The 17,727-nt window shown below is 61.6% G+C and carries 18 protein-coding genes; 13 read left to right on the top strand and 5 right to left on the bottom strand.

The window, feature by feature from the left end; all coding sequences use genetic code 11:
• Positions 1 to 19 precede the first annotated feature (19 nt).
• The 10 genes from RCH14_RS00620 to RCH14_RS00575 are packed head-to-tail and all read left to right on the top strand — an operon-like array spanning position 20 to position 9,035.
• The gene (locus tag RCH14_RS00620; protein ID WP_343024235.1) at positions 20 to 1,207 is read left to right on the top strand and encodes a type II secretion system F family protein; all 1,188 of its coding nucleotides are present in this window, start codon (positions 20 to 22) and stop codon (positions 1,205 to 1,207) included.
• A 2-nt stretch (positions 1,208 to 1,209) separates the two neighbouring features.
• Entirely contained in the window at positions 1,210 to 2,910 is a 1,701-nt protein-coding gene (locus RCH14_RS00615; RefSeq protein WP_343025012.1) for a GspE/PulE family protein, read from the top strand.
• Positions 2,903 to 3,712, top strand: coding sequence for a hypothetical protein (locus RCH14_RS00610; RefSeq protein ID WP_343024234.1), 810 nt, complete (start codon positions 2,903 to 2,905; stop codon positions 3,710 to 3,712). The genes RCH14_RS00615 and RCH14_RS00610 overlap by 8 nt, the downstream gene beginning before the upstream one ends.
• Positions 3,709 to 4,254, top strand: a complete 546-nt coding sequence (locus RCH14_RS00605; RefSeq protein WP_343024233.1) for a PilN domain-containing protein — start codon at positions 3,709 to 3,711, stop codon at positions 4,252 to 4,254. The genes RCH14_RS00610 and RCH14_RS00605 overlap by 4 nt, the downstream gene beginning before the upstream one ends.
• A complete protein-coding gene (locus RCH14_RS00600; protein WP_343024232.1) occupies positions 4,251 to 4,826 on the top strand; it encodes a hypothetical protein in 576 nt (191 codons plus the stop codon). Before RCH14_RS00605 ends, RCH14_RS00600 begins: the two co-directional genes overlap by 4 nt.
• On the top strand, positions 4,823 to 5,368 hold the full coding sequence (locus RCH14_RS00595) for a hypothetical protein (protein ID WP_343024231.1): 546 nt from the start codon (positions 4,823 to 4,825) through the stop codon (positions 5,366 to 5,368). Before RCH14_RS00600 ends, RCH14_RS00595 begins: the two co-directional genes overlap by 4 nt.
• Positions 5,368 to 7,437, top strand: coding sequence for a secretin N-terminal domain-containing protein (locus RCH14_RS00590; RefSeq protein WP_343024230.1), 2,070 nt, complete (start codon positions 5,368 to 5,370; stop codon positions 7,435 to 7,437). Before RCH14_RS00595 ends, RCH14_RS00590 begins: the two co-directional genes overlap by 1 nt.
• 11 nt (positions 7,438 to 7,448) lie before the next feature.
• The gene (locus tag RCH14_RS00585) at positions 7,449 to 7,922 is read left to right on the top strand and encodes a type II secretion system protein (RefSeq protein ID WP_343024229.1); all 474 of its coding nucleotides are present in this window, start codon (positions 7,449 to 7,451) and stop codon (positions 7,920 to 7,922) included.
• A gap of 16 nt (positions 7,923 to 7,938) precedes the next feature.
• Complete coding sequence (locus tag RCH14_RS00580) at positions 7,939 to 8,328, top strand: prepilin-type N-terminal cleavage/methylation domain-containing protein (protein WP_343024228.1); 390 nt, start codon at positions 7,939 to 7,941, stop codon at positions 8,326 to 8,328.
• On the top strand, positions 8,322 to 9,035 hold the full coding sequence (locus tag RCH14_RS00575; RefSeq protein WP_343024227.1) for a type II secretion system protein: 714 nt from the start codon (positions 8,322 to 8,324) through the stop codon (positions 9,033 to 9,035). The genes RCH14_RS00580 and RCH14_RS00575 overlap by 7 nt, the downstream gene beginning before the upstream one ends.
• A 270-nt stretch (positions 9,036 to 9,305) precedes the next feature.
• Here the strand turns inward: RCH14_RS00575 and RCH14_RS00570 are convergent, their stop codons facing one another.
• From RCH14_RS00570 to RCH14_RS00555, 4 genes are all read right to left on the bottom strand, one after another.
• Positions 9,306 to 9,770 (bottom strand): hypothetical protein, encoded by a 465-nt coding sequence (locus tag RCH14_RS00570; RefSeq protein WP_343024226.1) that lies wholly within the window; start codon positions 9,768 to 9,770, stop codon positions 9,306 to 9,308.
• 454 nt (positions 9,771 to 10,224) lie between these two features.
• Positions 10,225 to 11,301 (bottom strand): sensor histidine kinase, encoded by a 1,077-nt coding sequence (locus tag RCH14_RS00565; protein ID WP_343024225.1) that lies wholly within the window; start codon positions 11,299 to 11,301, stop codon positions 10,225 to 10,227.
• The gene (locus tag RCH14_RS00560; RefSeq protein WP_343024224.1) at positions 11,291 to 12,019 is read right to left on the bottom strand and encodes a hypothetical protein; all 729 of its coding nucleotides are present in this window, start codon (positions 12,017 to 12,019) and stop codon (positions 11,291 to 11,293) included. The genes RCH14_RS00565 and RCH14_RS00560 overlap by 11 nt, the downstream gene beginning before the upstream one ends.
• A gap of 377 nt (positions 12,020 to 12,396) precedes the next feature.
• The gene (locus tag RCH14_RS00555; protein ID WP_343024223.1) at positions 12,397 to 12,960 is read right to left on the bottom strand and encodes a hypothetical protein; all 564 of its coding nucleotides are present in this window, start codon (positions 12,958 to 12,960) and stop codon (positions 12,397 to 12,399) included.
• A gap of 332 nt (positions 12,961 to 13,292) precedes the next feature.
• On the opposite strand from RCH14_RS00555, the gene RCH14_RS00550 reads away from it, so the two are divergent.
• The gene (locus tag RCH14_RS00550; RefSeq protein WP_343024222.1) at positions 13,293 to 13,772 is read left to right on the top strand and encodes a nuclear transport factor 2 family protein; all 480 of its coding nucleotides are present in this window, start codon (positions 13,293 to 13,295) and stop codon (positions 13,770 to 13,772) included.
• Between the two features lie 31 nt (positions 13,773 to 13,803).
• Complete coding sequence (locus RCH14_RS00545; protein ID WP_343024221.1) at positions 13,804 to 15,339, top strand: chlorophyllase/cutinase-like alpha/beta fold protein; 1,536 nt, start codon at positions 13,804 to 13,806, stop codon at positions 15,337 to 15,339.
• A gap of 7 nt (positions 15,340 to 15,346) precedes the next feature.
• On the opposite strand, the gene murJ is transcribed toward RCH14_RS00545, so the two are convergent.
• Complete coding sequence (murJ, locus tag RCH14_RS00540) at positions 15,347 to 16,897, bottom strand: murein biosynthesis integral membrane protein MurJ (protein WP_343024220.1); 1,551 nt, start codon at positions 16,895 to 16,897, stop codon at positions 15,347 to 15,349.
• Between the two features lie 209 nt (positions 16,898 to 17,106).
• On the opposite strand from murJ, the gene rpsT reads away from it, so the two are divergent.
• Positions 17,107 to 17,373, top strand: coding sequence for a 30S ribosomal protein S20 (gene rpsT, locus RCH14_RS00535; protein ID WP_183550274.1), 267 nt, complete (start codon positions 17,107 to 17,109; stop codon positions 17,371 to 17,373).
• Positions 17,374 to 17,727: the final 354 nt, after the last annotated feature.

The following is a 17,727-nucleotide window of genomic DNA, read 5'->3' as shown; positions in this document are numbered from 1 at the left end:
CCACCTGACCGCGCCGCCCATGCAGTTTGCCGTTCGCACCCTCGCGCCCGACATGTCGATCGCCAACCTCGTCGTCGATGCGCTCGACGCGCAGGATGCACGCCGCCAGATCGAGGCGCGCGGCCTGTTCGTCAGCGCCGTCGAACCGGCGCGCGGCGCGCGCCTGGCCAGCTCGCGCGGCGCCAAATTGTCTCTGGTGTTGTTCAGCCAGGAACTGCTCGCGCTGCTCAATGCCGGCCTGGGCATCGTCGAAAGCCTCGAAGCCCTGCTCGAAAAGGAAAGCGTCGCGCCCACCCGCGCCGTGCTTGAGCGCCTGCTCGGCGGCCTGCGTGAAGGCAAGCGCTTTTCGGCCGTGCTGGCGGCGCAGCCGACGCTGTTTCCGCCGCTGTACATCGGCATCGTGCGCGCCGCCGAAGGCACCAGCGACCTGCCGCGCGCACTGACGCGCTACATCGATTACCAGCAGCGCATCGACACCGTGCGCGCCAAGATCGTCAGCGCCTCGATCTATCCGGTGATCCTGTTGATGGTCGGCGGGGGTGTATCGGGATTTTTGATCGGCTACGTGGTGCCCAAATTCGCCGAGGTGTACCAGGGCGCGGGCCGCGACCTGCCGTGGCTGTCGCAGCGGCTGCTCGACTGGGGCCAGTTCGCGTCCGGCCACGGGACGGCGATCCTGATCGGCGCGGTGCTGGTTGTCGCCAGCATCGTCGCCGGCATTCGCCACCTGCGCCGCAGCGGCGGCATGGGTCGGCTGCTGCGGCGCGTGCCCGGCATCGGCGAGCGTGCCCGCGTGTATGAACTCTCGCGCCTGTACCTGACGCTCGGCATGCTGACCGAAGGCGGCATCACGATCGTCGGCGCCATCGAGACCGTGCAGCAGATGGTCTCGCCGCACCTGGCCAAGAACCTGTCGGCGGCGCGCGCCGCGATCGAGTCGGGCGAGCCGATGTCGAACGCCTTCGAAGCCCATGGCCTGACCACGCCGATCTCGCTGCGCATGCTGCGCGTGGGTGAACGCACGGGCGAGATGGGGCCGATGCTGACCCAGTCGGCCGCGTTCTACGATGGCGAGATCGGGCGCTGGATCGACCGTTTCACGCGCACCTTCGAGCCGCTCCTGATGGCCGCCATTGGCCTCGTGGTCGGGGCCATCGTCGTGCTGCTGTACATGCCGATCTTCGACCTCGCAGGAGACATGTCGTGACCATGCACGCCGCTACCGTGGCCGCCGCGCCGTTCGATCATGCCATCCTGGCGCAGGCCAGAGCAGCAGCCAACGTGTCGCGCCGGGGCCTCGTGGCCGAGCTGGAAGCAATCACCGGGCGCGATGCACGCGACCTGGTGCAGGCCCTGGCGGCACTGTTCGCGCTGCCGGTGATGGAAACGGGCGAAATGCTGCTGCTCGCGCCGGCGTTCGATCTGCTGCCGCTGGCGCAGGCGCTGTCCCGCCACTGCGCGCTGCTGCGCCATGCCGACGGGCGCCTGGTCGGCGTGGTGGCCGATCCGTTCGATCTCGATCTGCAGACATGGCTCGGCGCCCAGGCCCGCGCCACACCCAGCCGGCCGCTCGCATTGTGCCTGGCGCAGCAGGCCGACATCCAGGCCTACTTGTCCAAGCAAGAGGAATCGGCGCGCGCCGTCGACTCGCTCGTTGGCGGGGCCGCCGATGGCCGGCGCGACGGCAAGATCGGCACCGTGCTGTCGTTCGCGTCGGTGTCCGAAGCGGGCAGCCCGGCGGTCAAGCTGGTCAACTCCACGCTGTACGATGCGCTGAAAGCCGGCGCCTCGGACATCCACCTGGAAAGCACGGCTGGTGGCCTGGCCGTGAAATACCGCGTCGATGGCGTGCTCGATCACGCCACGACAGTGGGCGGCATCGAGCTGGCCGAGCACATCATCTCGCGCCTGAAGGTGCTGGCCGAACTCGATATCGCCGAGCGCCGCGTGCCGCAGGACGGCAGTTTTCGGGTCGAGGCGGCCGGGCGCGACATCGACCTGCGCGTGTCGATCATGCCGAGCATTCATGGCGAAGATGCGGTGATCCGTATCCTGGACAAGCGCGCGATGATCGAAGCCTACGGCTCGCTCACGCTCGAAGCGCTGGGGTTCGACGCGCCGTCCCTCGTCACGCTGCGCCACCTGGCGCAGGAAGCCTACGGCATGCTCTTGGTAACGGGCCCCACCGGCTCGGGCAAGACCACCACGCTGTACGCGGCGCTGACCGAAATCCACAACGGCCGCGAAAAGATCATCACGATCGAAGACCCGGTGGAGTACCAGCTGCCCGGCATCCTGCAAATCCCGGTCAATGAAAAGAAGGGGCTGACCTTTGCCAAGGGCCTGCGCTCGATCCTGCGGCACGACCCCGACAAGATCATGGTGGGAGAGATCCGCGACCGCGAGACCGCCGAAATCGCGGTGCAGTCGGCGCTGACCGGTCACCTGGTCCTGACAACCGTCCACGCCAACAATGTGTTCGACGTGTTCGGGCGCTTCACGCACATGGGCATCGATCCGTATGCGTTCGTCTCGGCCCTGAACGGCATCTGGGCCCAGCGCCTGATCCGCATGAATTGCCCGCGCTGCGGCGAGCGGCACGACCCGACCGATCTCGAGCTGGCCTCGGTGCACCTCGAGCGCGCCGAGGTGGGCGACTACCTGTTCATGCGCGGGAAAGGTTGCGGCGATTGCCGCGGCACCGGCTACAAGGGGCGCCGTTCGATCGCCGAAATCCTGACCCTGAACGACGAGATCCGCGAGCTGATCGTCGACAAGCAGCCGATCCGCCGCATCAAGGCCGCGGCCCACGCCAACGGCACGCGCAGTCTGCGCCTGGCTGCGCTCGACCTGGTGCGGCGCGGCGCCACCACCATCGATGAAATCAAGCGGGTGACCCTGCATGCGTAAGCTTCCTGGACACACCCTGCGCCTGGGCATTGCCAGTGATGGCCTGGCTCTGGTCAGGGTCAATCGCCTGTTCGGCCGCGCGCCCGTGCTGCTGGCCGAGCAGCGGCTCGACCTGTTCGCGCCCGATGCGCTGGCCACGGGCCTCTCCGCGCTGTTCGCCGACCATGCGCCCGGCGGCTGGACGGTGAGTGTCGTGCTGGCCGACGAATTGATCCGCCTGTGGCAGGTCACGCCGCCGCGAGAAGCCACGCGCATGAACGACCTCGAAGGGGCGGCCGCGCTGCGCTTCCAGCACCTGTTCGGGGCCCCGCCGGCCGAGTGGGTGATCCGCGCCGACTGGGATGCGGGCAAGCCGTTTCTGGCCAGCGCCGCGCCGCTGAACCTGCTCGATGGCCTGCAGCTGGCCGCCGAGACCCACCGCTTTCATCTGGTCGATATCCGGCCGCAATTCGTCGCCGCGCTCAATCACTGGCGCCAGGCGCGCAGGGCAGGGGCGTGGTTCGGCCAGGTCCATGGCGGCGTGCTGTCGCTCGCGGCCTATGACGGCGCGGTTTTGATGGCCGTGCGCAGCAGCCCGGTCCCGGCCGGCGCCGATCGCGACTGGCTGGAAGCGCACGTGGCGCGCGAAGCGCTGCGCGTTGGCGTGGGACGGCCCGAACGGCTGCAGCTGTGCGGCGCGGCGCCGGCCGCCTGGGGCAGCAGCCCGGGGCGTCTGAAGTTTGCCTGCAGCCTGCTCGAACAGAACGCCGGCGACGGCTGGTCCGACCTGGCGCGCCTGGCGCGTACGGGAGCGCCCGCGTGAACCGCACCCGCATCGATTTCGCCCCGCCGGGCCTGCGCCGCACGCTGTTTCGCACGCCGCCGCGCCTGATCTTCGTGCTGCCTGCCGTGCTGGCGATGTGCGTGCCCGCAGGGTTCATGACCCAGCGCTACGTCGAGCAGCAGCAGGAATTGAAGGACTTGCAGGCGGCGCTGGCCGTGCGCAGTGCGCCGCCGCCCGTCGTGGCAGCGGCCGCGCCCAAAATGACCCTGGCGCCGGCGCAGGTCACCGCCGTCAACGCCGCCGTGGGGCAACTGAACCTGCCATGGCGCGACCTGGCGGCGGCGCTGGCCGACGCCACGCCAGCCTCGATCGCGCTGCTGGCACTGGAACCGGACGCCAAGCGGCGCACGCTGCGCATCAGCGCCGAGGCAAAGAACAGCGACGACATGCTGGCCTACATCACGCGCCTGCAGGCCGAGGAATGGTTCACGAGTGTGGTGCTGATGCGCCATGAAGTCATGCAGGAAGACCCGAACCGGCCGCTGCGCTTCCAGGTCAGCGTGCAATGGGGGACGCCATGACGCTCGCGACCCTGCCATTGCGCGCGCGCCTGCTGCTCGCGCGCGTCAATCCGCTGGTGGCGCTGGTCGTGGCGCTGATCGTGGCCGGCGCAGCCGTGCAGGTCGCGCTGGTGCCGGCGCGGGCCCGGCTCGACGCAGACTACGAAGCAGCGCGCCGCCTTGCACGCACGCCGTTGCCACCACGCCCGGCACCAAGCGCGCCGCCACCAAGCAGCGACCAGAACCTGGCGCAGTTCTACGCCACGCTGGGCGATGCGCGCAGCGTCGAACGCCAGTTGAAAGCGGTGTTCGCACTGGCCGCGCGCCATGGCTTGACGCTGGAGCAGGGCGAGTACCGCACCACCGTCGACCGCAACGCAAAGCTAGTCGCCTACCAGATCAACCTGCCGGTCAAGGGCAATTACGGGGCGATCTGGCAGTTCGCGATGGACGTGCTGCGTGCGGTGCCGCATGCGTCGCTCGACGACGTGGCGTTTCGCCGCGACGCGATTGGCGAGGCGGGCGTCGACGCGCGGCTGCGCCTGACGTTCTATCTTGCCGAGCGCAGCGCAGCACCGGGAGAAGCGCGATGAAGCCCCGTCACATCGCCATGGGTGGCGCGTTGGCGCTGGCCGCCGGCCTGGTCGTGTTTGGCGACACGACCCCTGACAACACGCTGGCCGAACCGGCCGAGCGCGTTGCAAGGACTACCGCCACTGCGCCCGCGCGCAGCACGGCTGTCGCGGTGGCCAAGCCCGTTGCGGACACCGCGATCGTGCGCCTGGTCCCGCGTGATGAACTGATCGGCGCTGACGGCGAGCGCTTCGGCGAGGGCGAGCAGGGGCTGTTCGCGCGCCACGACTGGACGCCGCCACCGCCGCCGCCATCGAACGCGCCGCCGCCACCGCCGCCACCGCCCGTGGCGCCGCCCCTGCCATTCAAGTACATCGGCAAGTCGCTCCAGGACGGCGTGTGGGAAATCTACCTGGCCCGCAATGACCGTACCTATCTCGTGCGCGACGGCGCAACGATCGACGGCGCCTACCGCGTCGACGCGATCCGTCCGCCCACGCTGACCCTGACTTACCTGCCGCTGGACCAGGTCCAGCAGCTCAATATTGGAGTATTCGATTGATGGCTCGTTTGCCGATGCGCGGGTTGACCCTGCTGCTGTTGCCGTTTCTTCTCGCGGGTTGCGCGGCGCAGCGCGCCTACCAGGAGGGCAACGCACTGGTGGCCCAGGACAAGGTCGGCGCCGGCCTGGCCAAGTACCAGGAAGCGCTGGCCGCCGATCCCGGCAATCCCGAATACAAGGCGGCGTATCTGCGCGCGCGCGACGGCGCCGTCGTGCGCATGGTGGACGCGGCCGACCGCGCGCTGGCCGCCGGCCAGATCGACGTGGCCAGCAGCGAATACCGGCGCGTGCAGACCATCGATCCGGGCAACGACCGCGCCCGCGCTGGCCTGCGCCAGGTCGAGGCGGACCGGCGCCATGCCGCCGCACTGATCGAGGCGCGCGCCGCGTTCGAGAAGGACGATATCGACACGGCGCGCAACAAGCTGGCGGCCGTGCTGACCGAGCGTCCGGCGCACGAGGCGGCGCGCCTGCTGCTGCTGGAGATCGACGAGAAGTCGGCGGCTGCGCCATCCGGTCCGGCGGCGCTGGCGGCCAGCTACCGCAAGCCCATCAGCCTCGAATTTCGGGATGCCCCGCTCAAGCAGGTGTTCGAGATCATCGCCCGTCACTCGGGGCTGAACTTCATCTTCGACAAGGACGTCAAGGCCGATACCCGGACCTCGATCTTCCTGAAGAACAGCACCGTCGAAGCGGCCGTGTACTACCTCTTGATGACGAACCAGCTCGAGCGCCAGGTCATGGACGGCAACACGATCCTGATCTACCCGAACGTCGCGGCCAAGCTGCGCGAGTACCAGGAAATGACGGTCAAGACGTTCTTTCTGGCGAACGCCGACGCCAAGTCGATCGCCAACACGTTCAAGACGATCCTCAAGAGCCGCGATGTGGTGGTCGACGAAAAACTGAATCTGGTGATCCTGCGCGACAATCCGGAAGCGATCCGCATCGCCACGCAACTGGTGGCGCTGCAGGACGTGCCGGAGCCCGAAGTCATGCTCGACGTCGAGGTGCTGGAGATCAACCGCAGCAGCGTGATGGACCTGGGGATCAACTGGCCGCAATCGCTCGGGTTCTCGCCACTGACGTCGTTTGATGGCAACGTGCTGACGATCGACCAGCTGCGTGGCCTGAACAGCAGCACGATCACGACGGGCCCGATCAGCGCCACGCTCAACGCCAGCAAGACCGACGGCGACACGACGACGCTGGCCAACCCGCGCATCCGCGTGCGCAACAAGGAAAAAGCCAAGATCGTCATCGGCGACAAGATCCCGAATATCTCGGCGACGGTGTCGTCGGGGATCGGCGGCTTCGCATCCGATAACATCACGTACCTGGACGTGGGCCTGACGCTGAACGTCGAGCCGACCATCTACCTGAACAACGAGGTGGCGATCCGCATCAACCTCGAGGTCAGCACGCTGGGCGAGCGCGTCGAAACCCGCAATGGCACCGTGGCCTACCGCATCGGCAGCCGCTCGGCGACCACGATGCTGCAACTGAAGGATGGCGAGAACCAGGTGCTTGCTGGCCTGATCAGCAATGAAGACCGCAGCAGCGGTACCAAGGTGCCGGGCGTTGGCGACCTGCCGATCGTCGGGCGTCTGTTCGGCAGCCAGACCGACAGCAATGGACGCACCGAGATCCTGCTGTCGATCACGCCGCGCATCGTGCGCGCGGTGCAGCGCCCGCCCGCATCGGCGTCCGAATTCGGCGCCGGCACCGAGGCGAGCTTCCGCCGCCGGCCCGACAATGCCGTGCGTGCGCAGGTAGCGCTGCCGGCGACGGGCGCGCGGCCCGCCGTGCCAGCTCTTTCGCCGCCGGCGACCGTCACGACAACCACGGTCACGACGCCGGTCGCGCCGCCGCCGGCGCAGGAACCCGCGACGTCGTTCTCGGTGCCGCCGTCGGCCTTGCCGGCCACGCCGCAACTGGGCTCGCCGCCTTCGGCGCCGCCGGGCCAGCCTGTGAGTGCGCCCGACTCTGCGCCTGCATCTGCGCCGGAGGCCGAAGCGCAGCCGGCTGCCTATCCGCCGGGCGTGACGCCGCCAGTGCCGCAACGATGACGCAGCCGGGCATGCGCGCGCGGCACGGCTTCACGCTGATCGAGCTGCTCGTCACGCTCGCGATCCTGGGGCTGCTCGGCACCCTGGTGCTGCCGGTGGCCGAAGTGACGGTGCAGCGCCGCGACGAGCAGGAACTGCGGCGCGGCCTGCGCGACATCCGCGCCGGCCTGGACGCCTACAAGAAGGCTGCCGACGAGGGCCGCGTGGCCAAGGCGGCCGACGCCAGCGGCTATCCGGCGCGCCTGGAATTGCTGGTGCAGGGCGTGCCCGACCTGCGCAGTCCCAAACAGACAAAGATCTATTTCATGCGGCGCCTGCCGCGCGACCCGTTCACGCCTGAGCGCGATCTCGATGACGCCGCCACCTGGGGCAAGCGCAGTTATGCCAGCGAGCCCGATCAACCGCAGGAAGGCGACGATGTCTATGATGTCTACTCGCGCTCCGCGCGGGTGGGGCTGAACGGCATCCCCTACAACAGATGGTGAGCACGAGGTGAGCACAATGCGCATGCACGCACATGGAACAGGCCGTGGCTTCACGCTGATCGAACTGCTGGTGGTGCTGGGGATCATTGCGCTGCTGCTGACGGTGGCGCTGCCGCGCTTTTTCCCCAGCATCGACAGCGCGAAAGAGACGATCCTGGCCGATAACCTGCGCAACACGCGCCAGGTGGTCGACCAGTACCGGTCCGATACGGGCCGCTATCCCGAGTCGCTCGAGCAGCTGGTGGAGGCGCGCTACCTGCGCGAAATTCCGCTCGACCCGGTCACCGAAGCGCGCGACACGTGGATCCTCGAAGCGCCGCACGAAGGGGAGCAGGGCGGCTTTGCCAACCTGCGCAGCGGCGCGCCGGGCAACGACCGGCGCGGCCGGCCCTATCTGGAATGGTAGTTCGGGGAGGGCTACGCCGGGGGCGCCAGGCCGGGTTCACCTATCTGGGCCTGATCATCTTTGTCACTATCATCGGCCTGGTGGGCGCGGCCACGCTCAAGATCGGCGCGCTGCTGCAACGGGTGGCGGCCGAAGAAGAACTGCTGGACATCGGCGCCGCCTTCAGCGCAGCGCTCGACAGCTACGCGGCCGCCACGCCGCAGGGCGCCTCGCCATATCCGCCATCGCTCAAGGAATTGCTGAAAGACCCGCGCGTGCCGGGCGTGCGCCGGCACCTGCGCAAGATCTTCGTCGACCCGCTGACGGGCAAGGCCGAGTGGGGCGTGGTGTATCTGGGGGACGGGACGACGGGCGTGGTCGCGGTGCATAGTCTGTCGACGGCCAGGCCGCTGAAGATCGCCAATTTCGATAGCCGGTTTGCGGGCCTGGACAATGCGGACACGATTTCGGCGTGGCGGTTCAAGGCGCGTGATCCGGCGCTGGGGCAGGGGCCTGGACAACTGCAGCCGCGGCCTGCTGCACCAGCAGCGCCGGGGGCGCAACCGGCGCCGCCTGGCTTGCCTGCGGCAGCGCCGGCAGATGTGCCGCTGCCGGAGGCTATAGAAGAAGCGGATACCGCACCGGAACCCGCGCCGGTGAATGCACAGGATACCGCACCTGAACCGCAAGGTGAGCCTACATCGGAAACGCTACCCGAGAACCGGTAGTTGTGGAAGAGCAATAAAGTCTGTCGCAAGCTATCATATGGGACAGGCCAATCACGGCATATTGTTATTGCAAATTGTGTCTGCCACAACGCGTCGACAAAGTGTTTGCACCAGTCGCTTCCAACAATAAAGTTGCGCACAGCCGGTAGGGCGCGCAGATGGATAACAAGCCGCTTTCGATCCTAAGCGGACGTCACATATTGTCCGTAAGATGATTGAAAAGGACTGGCTTCGCCTAAGGAGTAGCATGCTACAAACGCCGCGTAGCTTTTAGTATCCAACAGCTAAGCCGCAGACCATCAAAACTGCACCGAGAATGAAGAAAAAGATACTGGATCTAATGCACCATAAAATTCCGGTAATTGAAGGGGTAGGTTTATCCTCGATGAGAGCGATCAAAGCCGACTCCGAATGTACGAAAAATGTCAGGCAAGCGCTTACTGCGCCGATCAAGAACGAACTGAGGATGGCGATCGCAAACCATTTAAACGTACCGAAACTATCCTTGATAATCAGGGCTTGAGTCATTGTAAGCATAGCGGCTACGCCCGCACTATTTAGAATCGTGAAAGCTTTCGCGCCCTCGAGCACTGTTACTCTCACCCCACCGGTTCCAGCAATATTGTCAGCGAGGCGCTTTTCGAGTTTGGCGCTTTCTTTACTCAGCGCCTCAAGTTTAGCTTTTTCGTCACTGAGTTGAATTTTGGCGGCAGTTAGTTCTTCGCTCGAATTCACGATGAAACCTCCTCTGTTATTATGGGCATAGCACCATTAATCTAAGTACGAATTAGCGCAGTAGAAAGCCTGATCCGAGGAAACTCGGCCGTTTGCGTCAGCTGAGCAGGTTGCTGGATGGGAAAAGTCACTGCCTAATTAGCGGCAACTGTCGAACCGAAGCGAACACTAGCGCGATCAGTAGACCCCGCCGGCTTGAAAACATACACTAATCTTTTCAGCTAGCCAAAATCACATGATTGGAACACTACCAGCAGTTAGGAGGTTGGATGAACGCCACCTGCCGCGAATGCCAGTTGGTGCCCCAAAGCTAACGATCAATAACTTTCATCGGATTGCTGATACTTCGCCTTATGCACGGAACTGTTGCGCTGCTATCAAATGAAAGACTTCTCCGGCACCAGTATAAGCGGTAGCATTGCCACTATCTAGCGGTACAATGGAGCAATGAAGGTTATCTTGGGGCTGCGCGCCGTTCTGCTGCTGAACCGCCAGCGAACCGAATACTGAATGTATTTGAATGTACTGGAATACCTTCGCGTGAGTAATTGCGATCAATGCTTCTAACCTTTATTTCAAGATCATGAGCATCTGCAACGATTTTTGCGATGTATAACCCTACGCCTAAGCCCTCATGATGCATTCCTTTGGACCATGCGCCACGATAGCCCTTCTCGAAGATCTTAACTTTTTCCTCGTCGGAAATAGGCGGCCCAGATGACTCAACACCCAATTCAATACAATTTGTCGTTGAGGCGAATGAAATGTTGATCTCGCCATCGAATGAATATTTGATTGCATTTTGCAAGAGGCAAAATGGGATAATCTTAAAAGATTCGTATAGATCGATATTTCTACGCAATTCCCCAGTGATATAAATCTTTTTGTTTAGTGCAGCGCCTTCCGCCTCCATAAGAATAATGCGAATCTTGTCTACTAACTTGTAAAGGTCAACCGAGCGTTTTCTTCCAAACGCCGCTGATGATGGGTTAAAATATATCCCTAAATAATCAAAGGCATCAACCAACATCTCACTAGCCTTGAACAGCGATCGCATGTCCTTATTTGCCGATTGGAAATTTGCAGCGAAATCTATGGATTTGTCTTTGATTAGCATTCTCTGCGCAATCGTATGCACTTGTGTGGCCCATCGTGTGATTTCATGCAACGATCCTAGATCGTTGACAGCATCTTTTGAACGATTTGACAAGGCCAATAGCTTTTTTAGCTTAGTTGACCAATCCAATACCTTTGAATCTGTAGAAGAACGGTTCAGAAGTTTTGTTCGATCCTCTTTATTAATCTTCGAGCCCGAATCGATGTAACCACAAACTAACAATTTTTCATTGTTGATGTCGATCCATTTATAGGCCAGTCCGTGCCTGCAGTAATACTTTCCTTGACCCTGAAAACAGTTTTCAGTGCACACTGGCGAAAAATCAAATCTTGCCCCCTTAAGCCTGAATCCCTCAACCTTAAGAGGATAAGGAGTGTATAAAGCGCCTGAGGAAAGTGCATCGTTAAGGACCATAAGCTGCCTTTATGCGCTGAACATTAACTAGGATTAGTGATGTATCAAGATTTCTATAGCTGTTTAATAATTCCCCGCGAAGCTCATCAAGGAGAATTTTTTTGTCTAAAAATGAAAAAACAAGGTTGTTCATTTTATCTTTTTCTCGATCATTTTTGCTTTTACTCAAAATTTCGCTATCAATGGTATCTGCTGCCTTGAACGGTGAGAGTTTGTCTTTCACTAGCTCGAGTACCACTTCTTCGCATTTCATTTCTGTCAGTGGTTTTTTTAAAACATCATCTGCAATTCTGAAATAATCTGTAGCAGTGGGATCAAAACGAGCGCGCGACACTGCAACGACAATTGGCGAATCCGGTAGCTGCTTAACCTTTTTTATCAACTGGAGTCCGCCATATTTCGGATCTTCAGTCACCACGCCGGTCATATCTAGAAAAATTAGATCGTAGCCGACAAGCCTAGAAGCTTCCGATAGAGATATCTTATCAATTACTGTTACTTGTCCAAAAGTGCTTCGCAAATAATCAAGAGGAAAATCATCGGGGTTATCGTCAACTACTACTATCTTCACACCTTTAATATCGAAAGCATAGTTTGGCGCATTTAATATCATATAATCTTTAATGCCCGCTAATTTTCGCCGGCCAAACCACTTCAAGATATTCTCCTTTTTTTTGTAAATCCAAAGCGCGCCCCCAAATATTGGAAGAAAGGCCATGAAGTTTGCAGCCCAACTCAAGCTTTCGAAATACGCCTTAATTTCCTGAAAAATTTCGATATTATTCTCCTTAATATAGAGCTAGGTCCCGAATTTTGAAAGTAAAGATGCTTTCTCAAATTTCCTTACTACTCATTGCGGAAATTTTCAGCTACGAGGACAGTGTACAACTTACCCTTCAATTAGTAGTGAGGCTCATGTACAAGGTTGTCCGAAGCATGGAGACGCTCCCTTCAAACCATGAACGGCGCTCTCTCGCCCAACCTGGCCGTTCAGGCAAGCATAGCAGATTGCCAAGCTAAAAATCCAGCGGTGGCCGCGACAAGCCGGAATCAGCCAAAGCAGACCTTTTGGTTAAATATGGTTGAGGCAATTTCTTATATTCTAAGAAGTTGCGGTGCAACGGCTTTTACGACAAATTCCGCAAGCATACCTACTGAAACCGGAGTTCCGCGAACGCACTGCACATTTGCCATAGGGCAGGAAACTAGTGGAGCGCCGTTTGGAATTTCGTCCATCAAAAGGCGCACACGAGCGACTTGTTTTGGATTGATGTGCTTGAATCGGATCGTGCATTCCTCAGCGTCAGTGCGATCAATGTCCCAAAGATGGAGGTACCCAGGCGGCATCTCCAAGAAGTCTCCGGGAATAAGGTAAGTTGGGCCTGGAAGTTGTACGATTACCTCAGCCATTTCGATAGCCGTATGTCCCGTATTGCTAATCGTAAGGGTTAGCAATGCTGGTTGGGGAAGTTCTTCGTCTTTGTAAAAGACCTTCAGATCTCGCGCGAGATCTGCGTCAGAATTAAGTAGTGGCACGATCTCGTAGGTGTACGACAGACGCTTACTGGCAAACTGACGCTTCATCACGAGCCAAGTTATAAGTGGTCCAAGCACAGTGGCGAGGACGACAGCAACGGTTAACCATTCGATTGTTTGCAATTTTTTGCCTTTTGAATTGTGATCGCTATGTTAGTGCCGGTCGATGCCGATTGGAGAACCGCGTTTGGCCATAGCATAAAGCTAGCATTGCTCAGTGTACATCCTGGTTGTATCCAAGACAAGACGCTGAGACGACGAAAGACTGCGGTTGCTATGGCAAACTTTCTCGTCTTGTGGCGAACGTGATTAGTTTGTAGCGAGCTTAATTAGGACGCCGGATTACCCAGCACCCATACGTATCCGTTTTTAATAGGCAACGATTACGCCGATTGCTATGATCGACCGTCACCGTAACGCCACTGCCGGCGTTGACCAACTTTACGAGGAGTCGCATGATCTCTGTCCTGTCGCGCCGTTGCAGCTACACGCTTTGTAAGGCGGGCGCGCTCGCCTGCCTGTCAATCACGGTCGTCCACGCCGCCACGCCGGAACAGTCGGTCAGCGAACTGGTGCAGCGCTTCGCCACCGCGCAGGGCACGTTCGACCGCGCCACTTTGGAAGCGCTGACAGCCGAAAACTATAGCGAGATTTCCCCACTGGGCGAGGTCGACCCACGCGCGAAGATGCTGTCGTTCTACGTCAAGCATGACGACAAGCCGCTGCCGGCCATCAGCGTCGATGAAATCACGACCCGCGTGCTGGGCAATACCGCCATCGTGCTCGCCAGGGTGTCATACGCCATGACCGTTGGCGGGCAATCCCGCACAGCCTCGCTGCGCTCGAGTTTCGTGGCGCTGCAGCAGGATGGCGCGTGGAAGCTGGTCTCGGCGCAGTACACGCCGATCCGGCCACCGGCCGCACCAGCCAAGTGAACAGCCAATGAAGTCGCCAACGAAATCGCCAATGAGCCTGCGTCCCGTCCTGATCTTCTTCTCCATCGCTGCCAGTGTCAGTGCCAGCGCCGGCGTGCCGGCGCCTGCCGCGCCGAATCTGATCTCTGAGGCCGGCCCGCATGCCGTCGGCCTGCGCGTCATCCAGCAATACGATTACAGCCGGCTGCTCGAGCCACCGGTCGACGCGTTCGGCAAGGCCGGCAATGCTGCGCCCGGCCGGCCAATCCAGATGCTGGTCTGGTATCCAGCCAGGCGTGGTGGCGGCGCGCCGATGCTGGCGGCAGATTATCAGCAGACCAGTCTGAGTGATGTCGACTTCACCGCGCCGGCCGCCGAAGCCACCAGGCAGCGGGCAGGCTGGATGGCCGGCCCGCAAAAAGCGCAGTACGGCGCGCCGACGCTGGCCGTGCGTGACGCCGCCGCCGCCGCAGGTCGCTTTCCGGTGGTGATCTACGCGCCCAGCTTTGCCGCACAAGCGCATGAAAACATCGACCTGTGCGAATACCTGGCCAGCCATGGTTATGTGGTGCTCGCCAGCCGCAGCCTGGGCGCGCGCTCGGTCATGATGACCGACGACGTCGAAGGCGTCGAGGCGCAGGCCGCCGATATCGCGTTCATTGCCAATTTCGCGCAGACGCTGCCGCAGGCCGACATCGACAACATCGCGGCGGCAGGTTTCAGTTGGGGCGGTATGGCCAATGTGTTTGCCGCGGCGCGTTCCAGCCGCATCAAGGCGCTGGTCAGCCTGGACGGCTCCATCCGTTACCACCCGAAGGTGTGGAGTGCGGCTGGCTATGTGCAGGCAGCACGCACGGCGGTACCGATGCTGTTCCTGGGCGCGCGTGCGCCCTCCGCAGAAGCGATGGAGCGCGATGACAAGTTCGGCAAGAGTTACCTCAACACGATGACCTATTCCGACGTGTATGTCGCGACGCTGCCGCCGATGACGCATCCGGATTTCAGCGCGTGGCATCTGCGCTTTGCCGACGATGCTGCGTTTGGCGACTATGCGCGTGCCGACGTGCTGCAGGCGTACCGCAGCGGCGCGCTGTATGCGCGCCGGTTCCTGGACGCGTATCTGAATCAGGACGGCGAGGCTCTGGCATGGCTGAAGCAGTCACCGGCGCGCCATGGTATCGGCCCGCAGGTGATGTCGATGGCATTCACGCCGGTCCGGCATGAACTGCTCGGCGAAGGCGACTTCCTGCGTGCGTTCGCGAAGGCCGGCTTTCGGGATGCGCAGTCGATCTACGCCGGGATGGTGGCACGCTCGCCCGAGTTCAAGCTCAGCCCCGTGAGCATGAATACGCTGGGCTACCAGCTGCTGCGTGCAAAGAATGCGCGCGGTGCGCTCGAGCTGTTCAAGCTGGCCACATTCCTCGAGCCAACGTACGCCAATGCGTTCGACAGTGAAGGCGAGGCGTATGAAGCGCTCGGTGACACCAAGTCAGCCATTACGGCCTATGAAAAAGCCGTGGCGGCCGATCCGGGCCAGCGCAATGCCGTGGCGCGGATCGCGGCGCTGCGCCGGGGCGGCGCAGACTGATTGGCGTTCAGGCCGCGCGGCGCCGGAAGTCACGCGGCCGGAACCCCAGCAGCGCAAGCATCGCAAAATACGTCACCGCACTGGCCACGATGATCCCGAGCAGTGCACCGATGCGCAGGCCGGGCGTGACTTTCATCGCGGCCCAGTCGAACTGCGCCTGGCCGAACCATGCAACGGCGCCCATGACTGCCACACCGAGAGCGAGCTTCAGGAAGAATTTCCCCCAGCCCGGCTGCGGCGTGTAGATGCCGCGCCGGCGCAGGCCGATATACAGGCAGGTGGCATTGATGCAGGCACCCAGGCCAATCGACAGGGCCAGGCCTGCCACGCCCATCAGCGGCACAAAGATCAGGTTCATCAGCTGCGTGGCGACCAGCACGGCAACGGCGATGCGTACCGGCGTCTTGACGTCCTGGCGGGCGTAGAACGCCGGCGCCAGGATCTTCACAAGGATGATGCCAAGCAGGCCGGCGCTGTACGCCATCAGCGGCAGCGACGAATTGACGAGCGCTGCATCGTCGAATTTCCCGTAGTGAAAGAGCGTGGCGATCATCGGCACCGCCAGCGTGGCCATGCCGACCGCGGCCGGCAGCGCGAGCAGGAAGGTCAGGCGCAGGCCCCAGTTGAGCAGCGCCGCGTATTCGGCGGTGTCGCCTTCGCTATTGGCTTTGGACAGCGACGGCAGCAGGATCGTGCCCAGTGCCACGCCCAGCATCGCGGTCGGAAATTCCATCAGGCGATCGGCGTATTGCAGGGCCGAGACGGCGCCGGCGGCCAGGCTGGCGGCGATGCCGGTATTGATCAACAGGCTGATCTGGGCTGCGGACACGGCGAACACGGCCGGACCCATCTTCTTGAGCATGCGGCGCACGCCGGCGTCGCGCAGGCCCGTCATCGGATTGAACGAGATGCGCGGCAGCATGCCGATCTTGACGAGCGACGGGATCTGGATCGCCACCTGCAGCACGCCACCGACGCAGACCGCAATCGCCATTGCGTAGATCGGTTGCTCGAGGTAATTGACCAGCACCAGCGAAGCGAAGATGAACGACAGGTTCAGCAGCACCGGCGTGAACGCGGGGATCTTGAACTGGCGCCAGGTGTTGAGGATGCCGCCGGCCAGCGCGACGAACGACATGCAGGCGATGTACGGGAACATCATCTGCGTCATGACGACCGAAGCGTTGTAGGCGCCGGGCGTTTCGCGCAGGTCGCCGGCCAGGACCATGATCAGGAGCGGGGCGCCAATGATGCCCACGATGCTGGTGAGCACCGTGGCCCACAGCAGCGACGTGGCGACATGGTCGACGAGGGTCTTGGTGGCCGCGTCGCCATGCTGCGTCTTGTATTCGGACAGGATCGGCACGAACGCTTGCGAGAACGCCCCTTCGGCAAACAGGCGCCGCAGCAGGTTGGGCAGGCGGAACGCGATGATGAAGGCATCGGTATAGGCCGAGGCGCCGAAAGCGCGCGCGAACAGGCTTTCGCGCAAGAGGCCGGTGACGCGCGAAAGCATCGTCATGCTGGAGATGGCGGCGAGGGTTCTGAGCAGGTTCATGGCGCGAGATTATACTGGTGCAACTCGACCGGTACAGACATCCGGTCGACAATCTTTGAATTTTGAATTGCCCAGACTTGAAAGCTTCGCTATAATCATGGGCTGTACTGAATTCTGTTAGCAGACACTAATCGTTGGGCAGGCTCCTGCGCCGGTTTAACAGTCGCTAATGTTTGCAAACGCAACTTGACCCCGATTTAGGAAATTCCATGGCAAATACCGCACAAGCGCGCAAGCGCGCTCGTCAAGCAGTTAAGCAAAACGCGCACAATTCGTCGCAGCGTTCGACCCTGCGCACCGCAATCAAGGCAGCTCGCAAAGCCATCCAGGCTGGCGACAAAGAAGCCGCGACCCTGATCTTCCAGCAGTCCGTGTCGAAAATCGACAGCATCGCTGACAAGAAAATCATTCACAAGAACAAAGCAGCGCGCCATAAGAGCCGCCTGGCTGCAGCCCTGAAAGCACTGTCGGCGTAAAGCCCGCGTGCGTGCGGCCCCCCGGGCCGCGCAGGCAAGTTCTGTGCAGTGGAAAGACCCGCCCGACTTCGGTCCCGGCGGGTTTTTTTGCTTGGCGCATCGATTTTTCCATCCGGAATGCATTGCAGGGGTCGTGGATGACGTAAAAACTGGTGTCTGCCGCCAAGGTGGGGCATAATATGGCGCGTCTTATGTCTTATAGAAGACTTGTGTTGAAGGCAGGTTTCGCGGCCTGGCAAGAAGCGGCCGCAACCCCATCGGAATGTTCGTCGGTGTTCTCTGGCCCTTCCGTCGTGGAGAGGGGTAGAATGTCCGGCATCGGCGCCCAGCGCCCGGAACCCATCTGTTGGGCCG

It is taken from the genome of Massilia sp. MP_M2 (genome assembly GCF_039123635.1).
GTDB lineage: Bacteria > Pseudomonadota > Gammaproteobacteria > Burkholderiales > Burkholderiaceae_D > Telluria.
This window is presented reverse-complemented; position numbering and strand designations above follow the sequence as displayed.

Bases quoted from the DNA above. Each gene is read 5' to 3' on its own strand.
- RCH14_RS00620 (WP_343024235.1), top strand. From the start codon at position 20: ATGCAGTTTGCCGTTCGCACCCTCGCGCCCGACATGTCGATCGCCAAC.
- RCH14_RS00585 (WP_343024229.1), top strand. From the start codon at position 7,449: ATGCGCGCGCGGCACGGCTTCACGCTGATCGAGCTGCTCGTCACGCTC.
- RCH14_RS00595 (WP_343024231.1), top strand. From the start codon at position 4,823: ATGAAGCCCCGTCACATCGCCATGGGTGGCGCGTTGGCGCTGGCCGCC.
- RCH14_RS00575 (WP_343024227.1), top strand. From the start codon at position 8,322: ATGGTAGTTCGGGGAGGGCTACGCCGGGGGCGCCAGGCCGGGTTCACC.
- rpsT (WP_183550274.1), top strand. From the start codon at position 17,107: ATGGCAAATACCGCACAAGCGCGCAAGCGCGCTCGTCAAGCAGTTAAG.
- RCH14_RS00580 (WP_343024228.1), top strand. From the start codon at position 7,939: ATGCGCATGCACGCACATGGAACAGGCCGTGGCTTCACGCTGATCGAA.
- RCH14_RS00615 (WP_343025012.1), top strand. From the start codon at position 1,210: ATGCACGCCGCTACCGTGGCCGCCGCGCCGTTCGATCATGCCATCCTG.
- RCH14_RS00600 (WP_343024232.1), top strand. From the start codon at position 4,251: ATGACGCTCGCGACCCTGCCATTGCGCGCGCGCCTGCTGCTCGCGCGC.
- RCH14_RS00610 (WP_343024234.1), top strand. From the start codon at position 2,903: ATGCGTAAGCTTCCTGGACACACCCTGCGCCTGGGCATTGCCAGTGAT.
- murJ (WP_343024220.1), bottom strand. From the start codon at position 16,897: ATGAACCTGCTCAGAACCCTCGCCGCCATCTCCAGCATGACGATGCTT.
- RCH14_RS00560 (WP_343024224.1), bottom strand. From the start codon at position 12,019: ATGGCCTTTCTTCCAATATTTGGGGGCGCGCTTTGGATTTACAAAAAA.
- RCH14_RS00590 (WP_343024230.1), top strand. From the start codon at position 5,368: ATGGCTCGTTTGCCGATGCGCGGGTTGACCCTGCTGCTGTTGCCGTTT.
- RCH14_RS00545 (WP_343024221.1), top strand. From the start codon at position 13,804: ATGAGCCTGCGTCCCGTCCTGATCTTCTTCTCCATCGCTGCCAGTGTC.
- RCH14_RS00550 (WP_343024222.1), top strand. From the start codon at position 13,293: ATGATCTCTGTCCTGTCGCGCCGTTGCAGCTACACGCTTTGTAAGGCG.
- RCH14_RS00565 (WP_343024225.1), bottom strand. From the start codon at position 11,301: ATGGTCCTTAACGATGCACTTTCCTCAGGCGCTTTATACACTCCTTAT.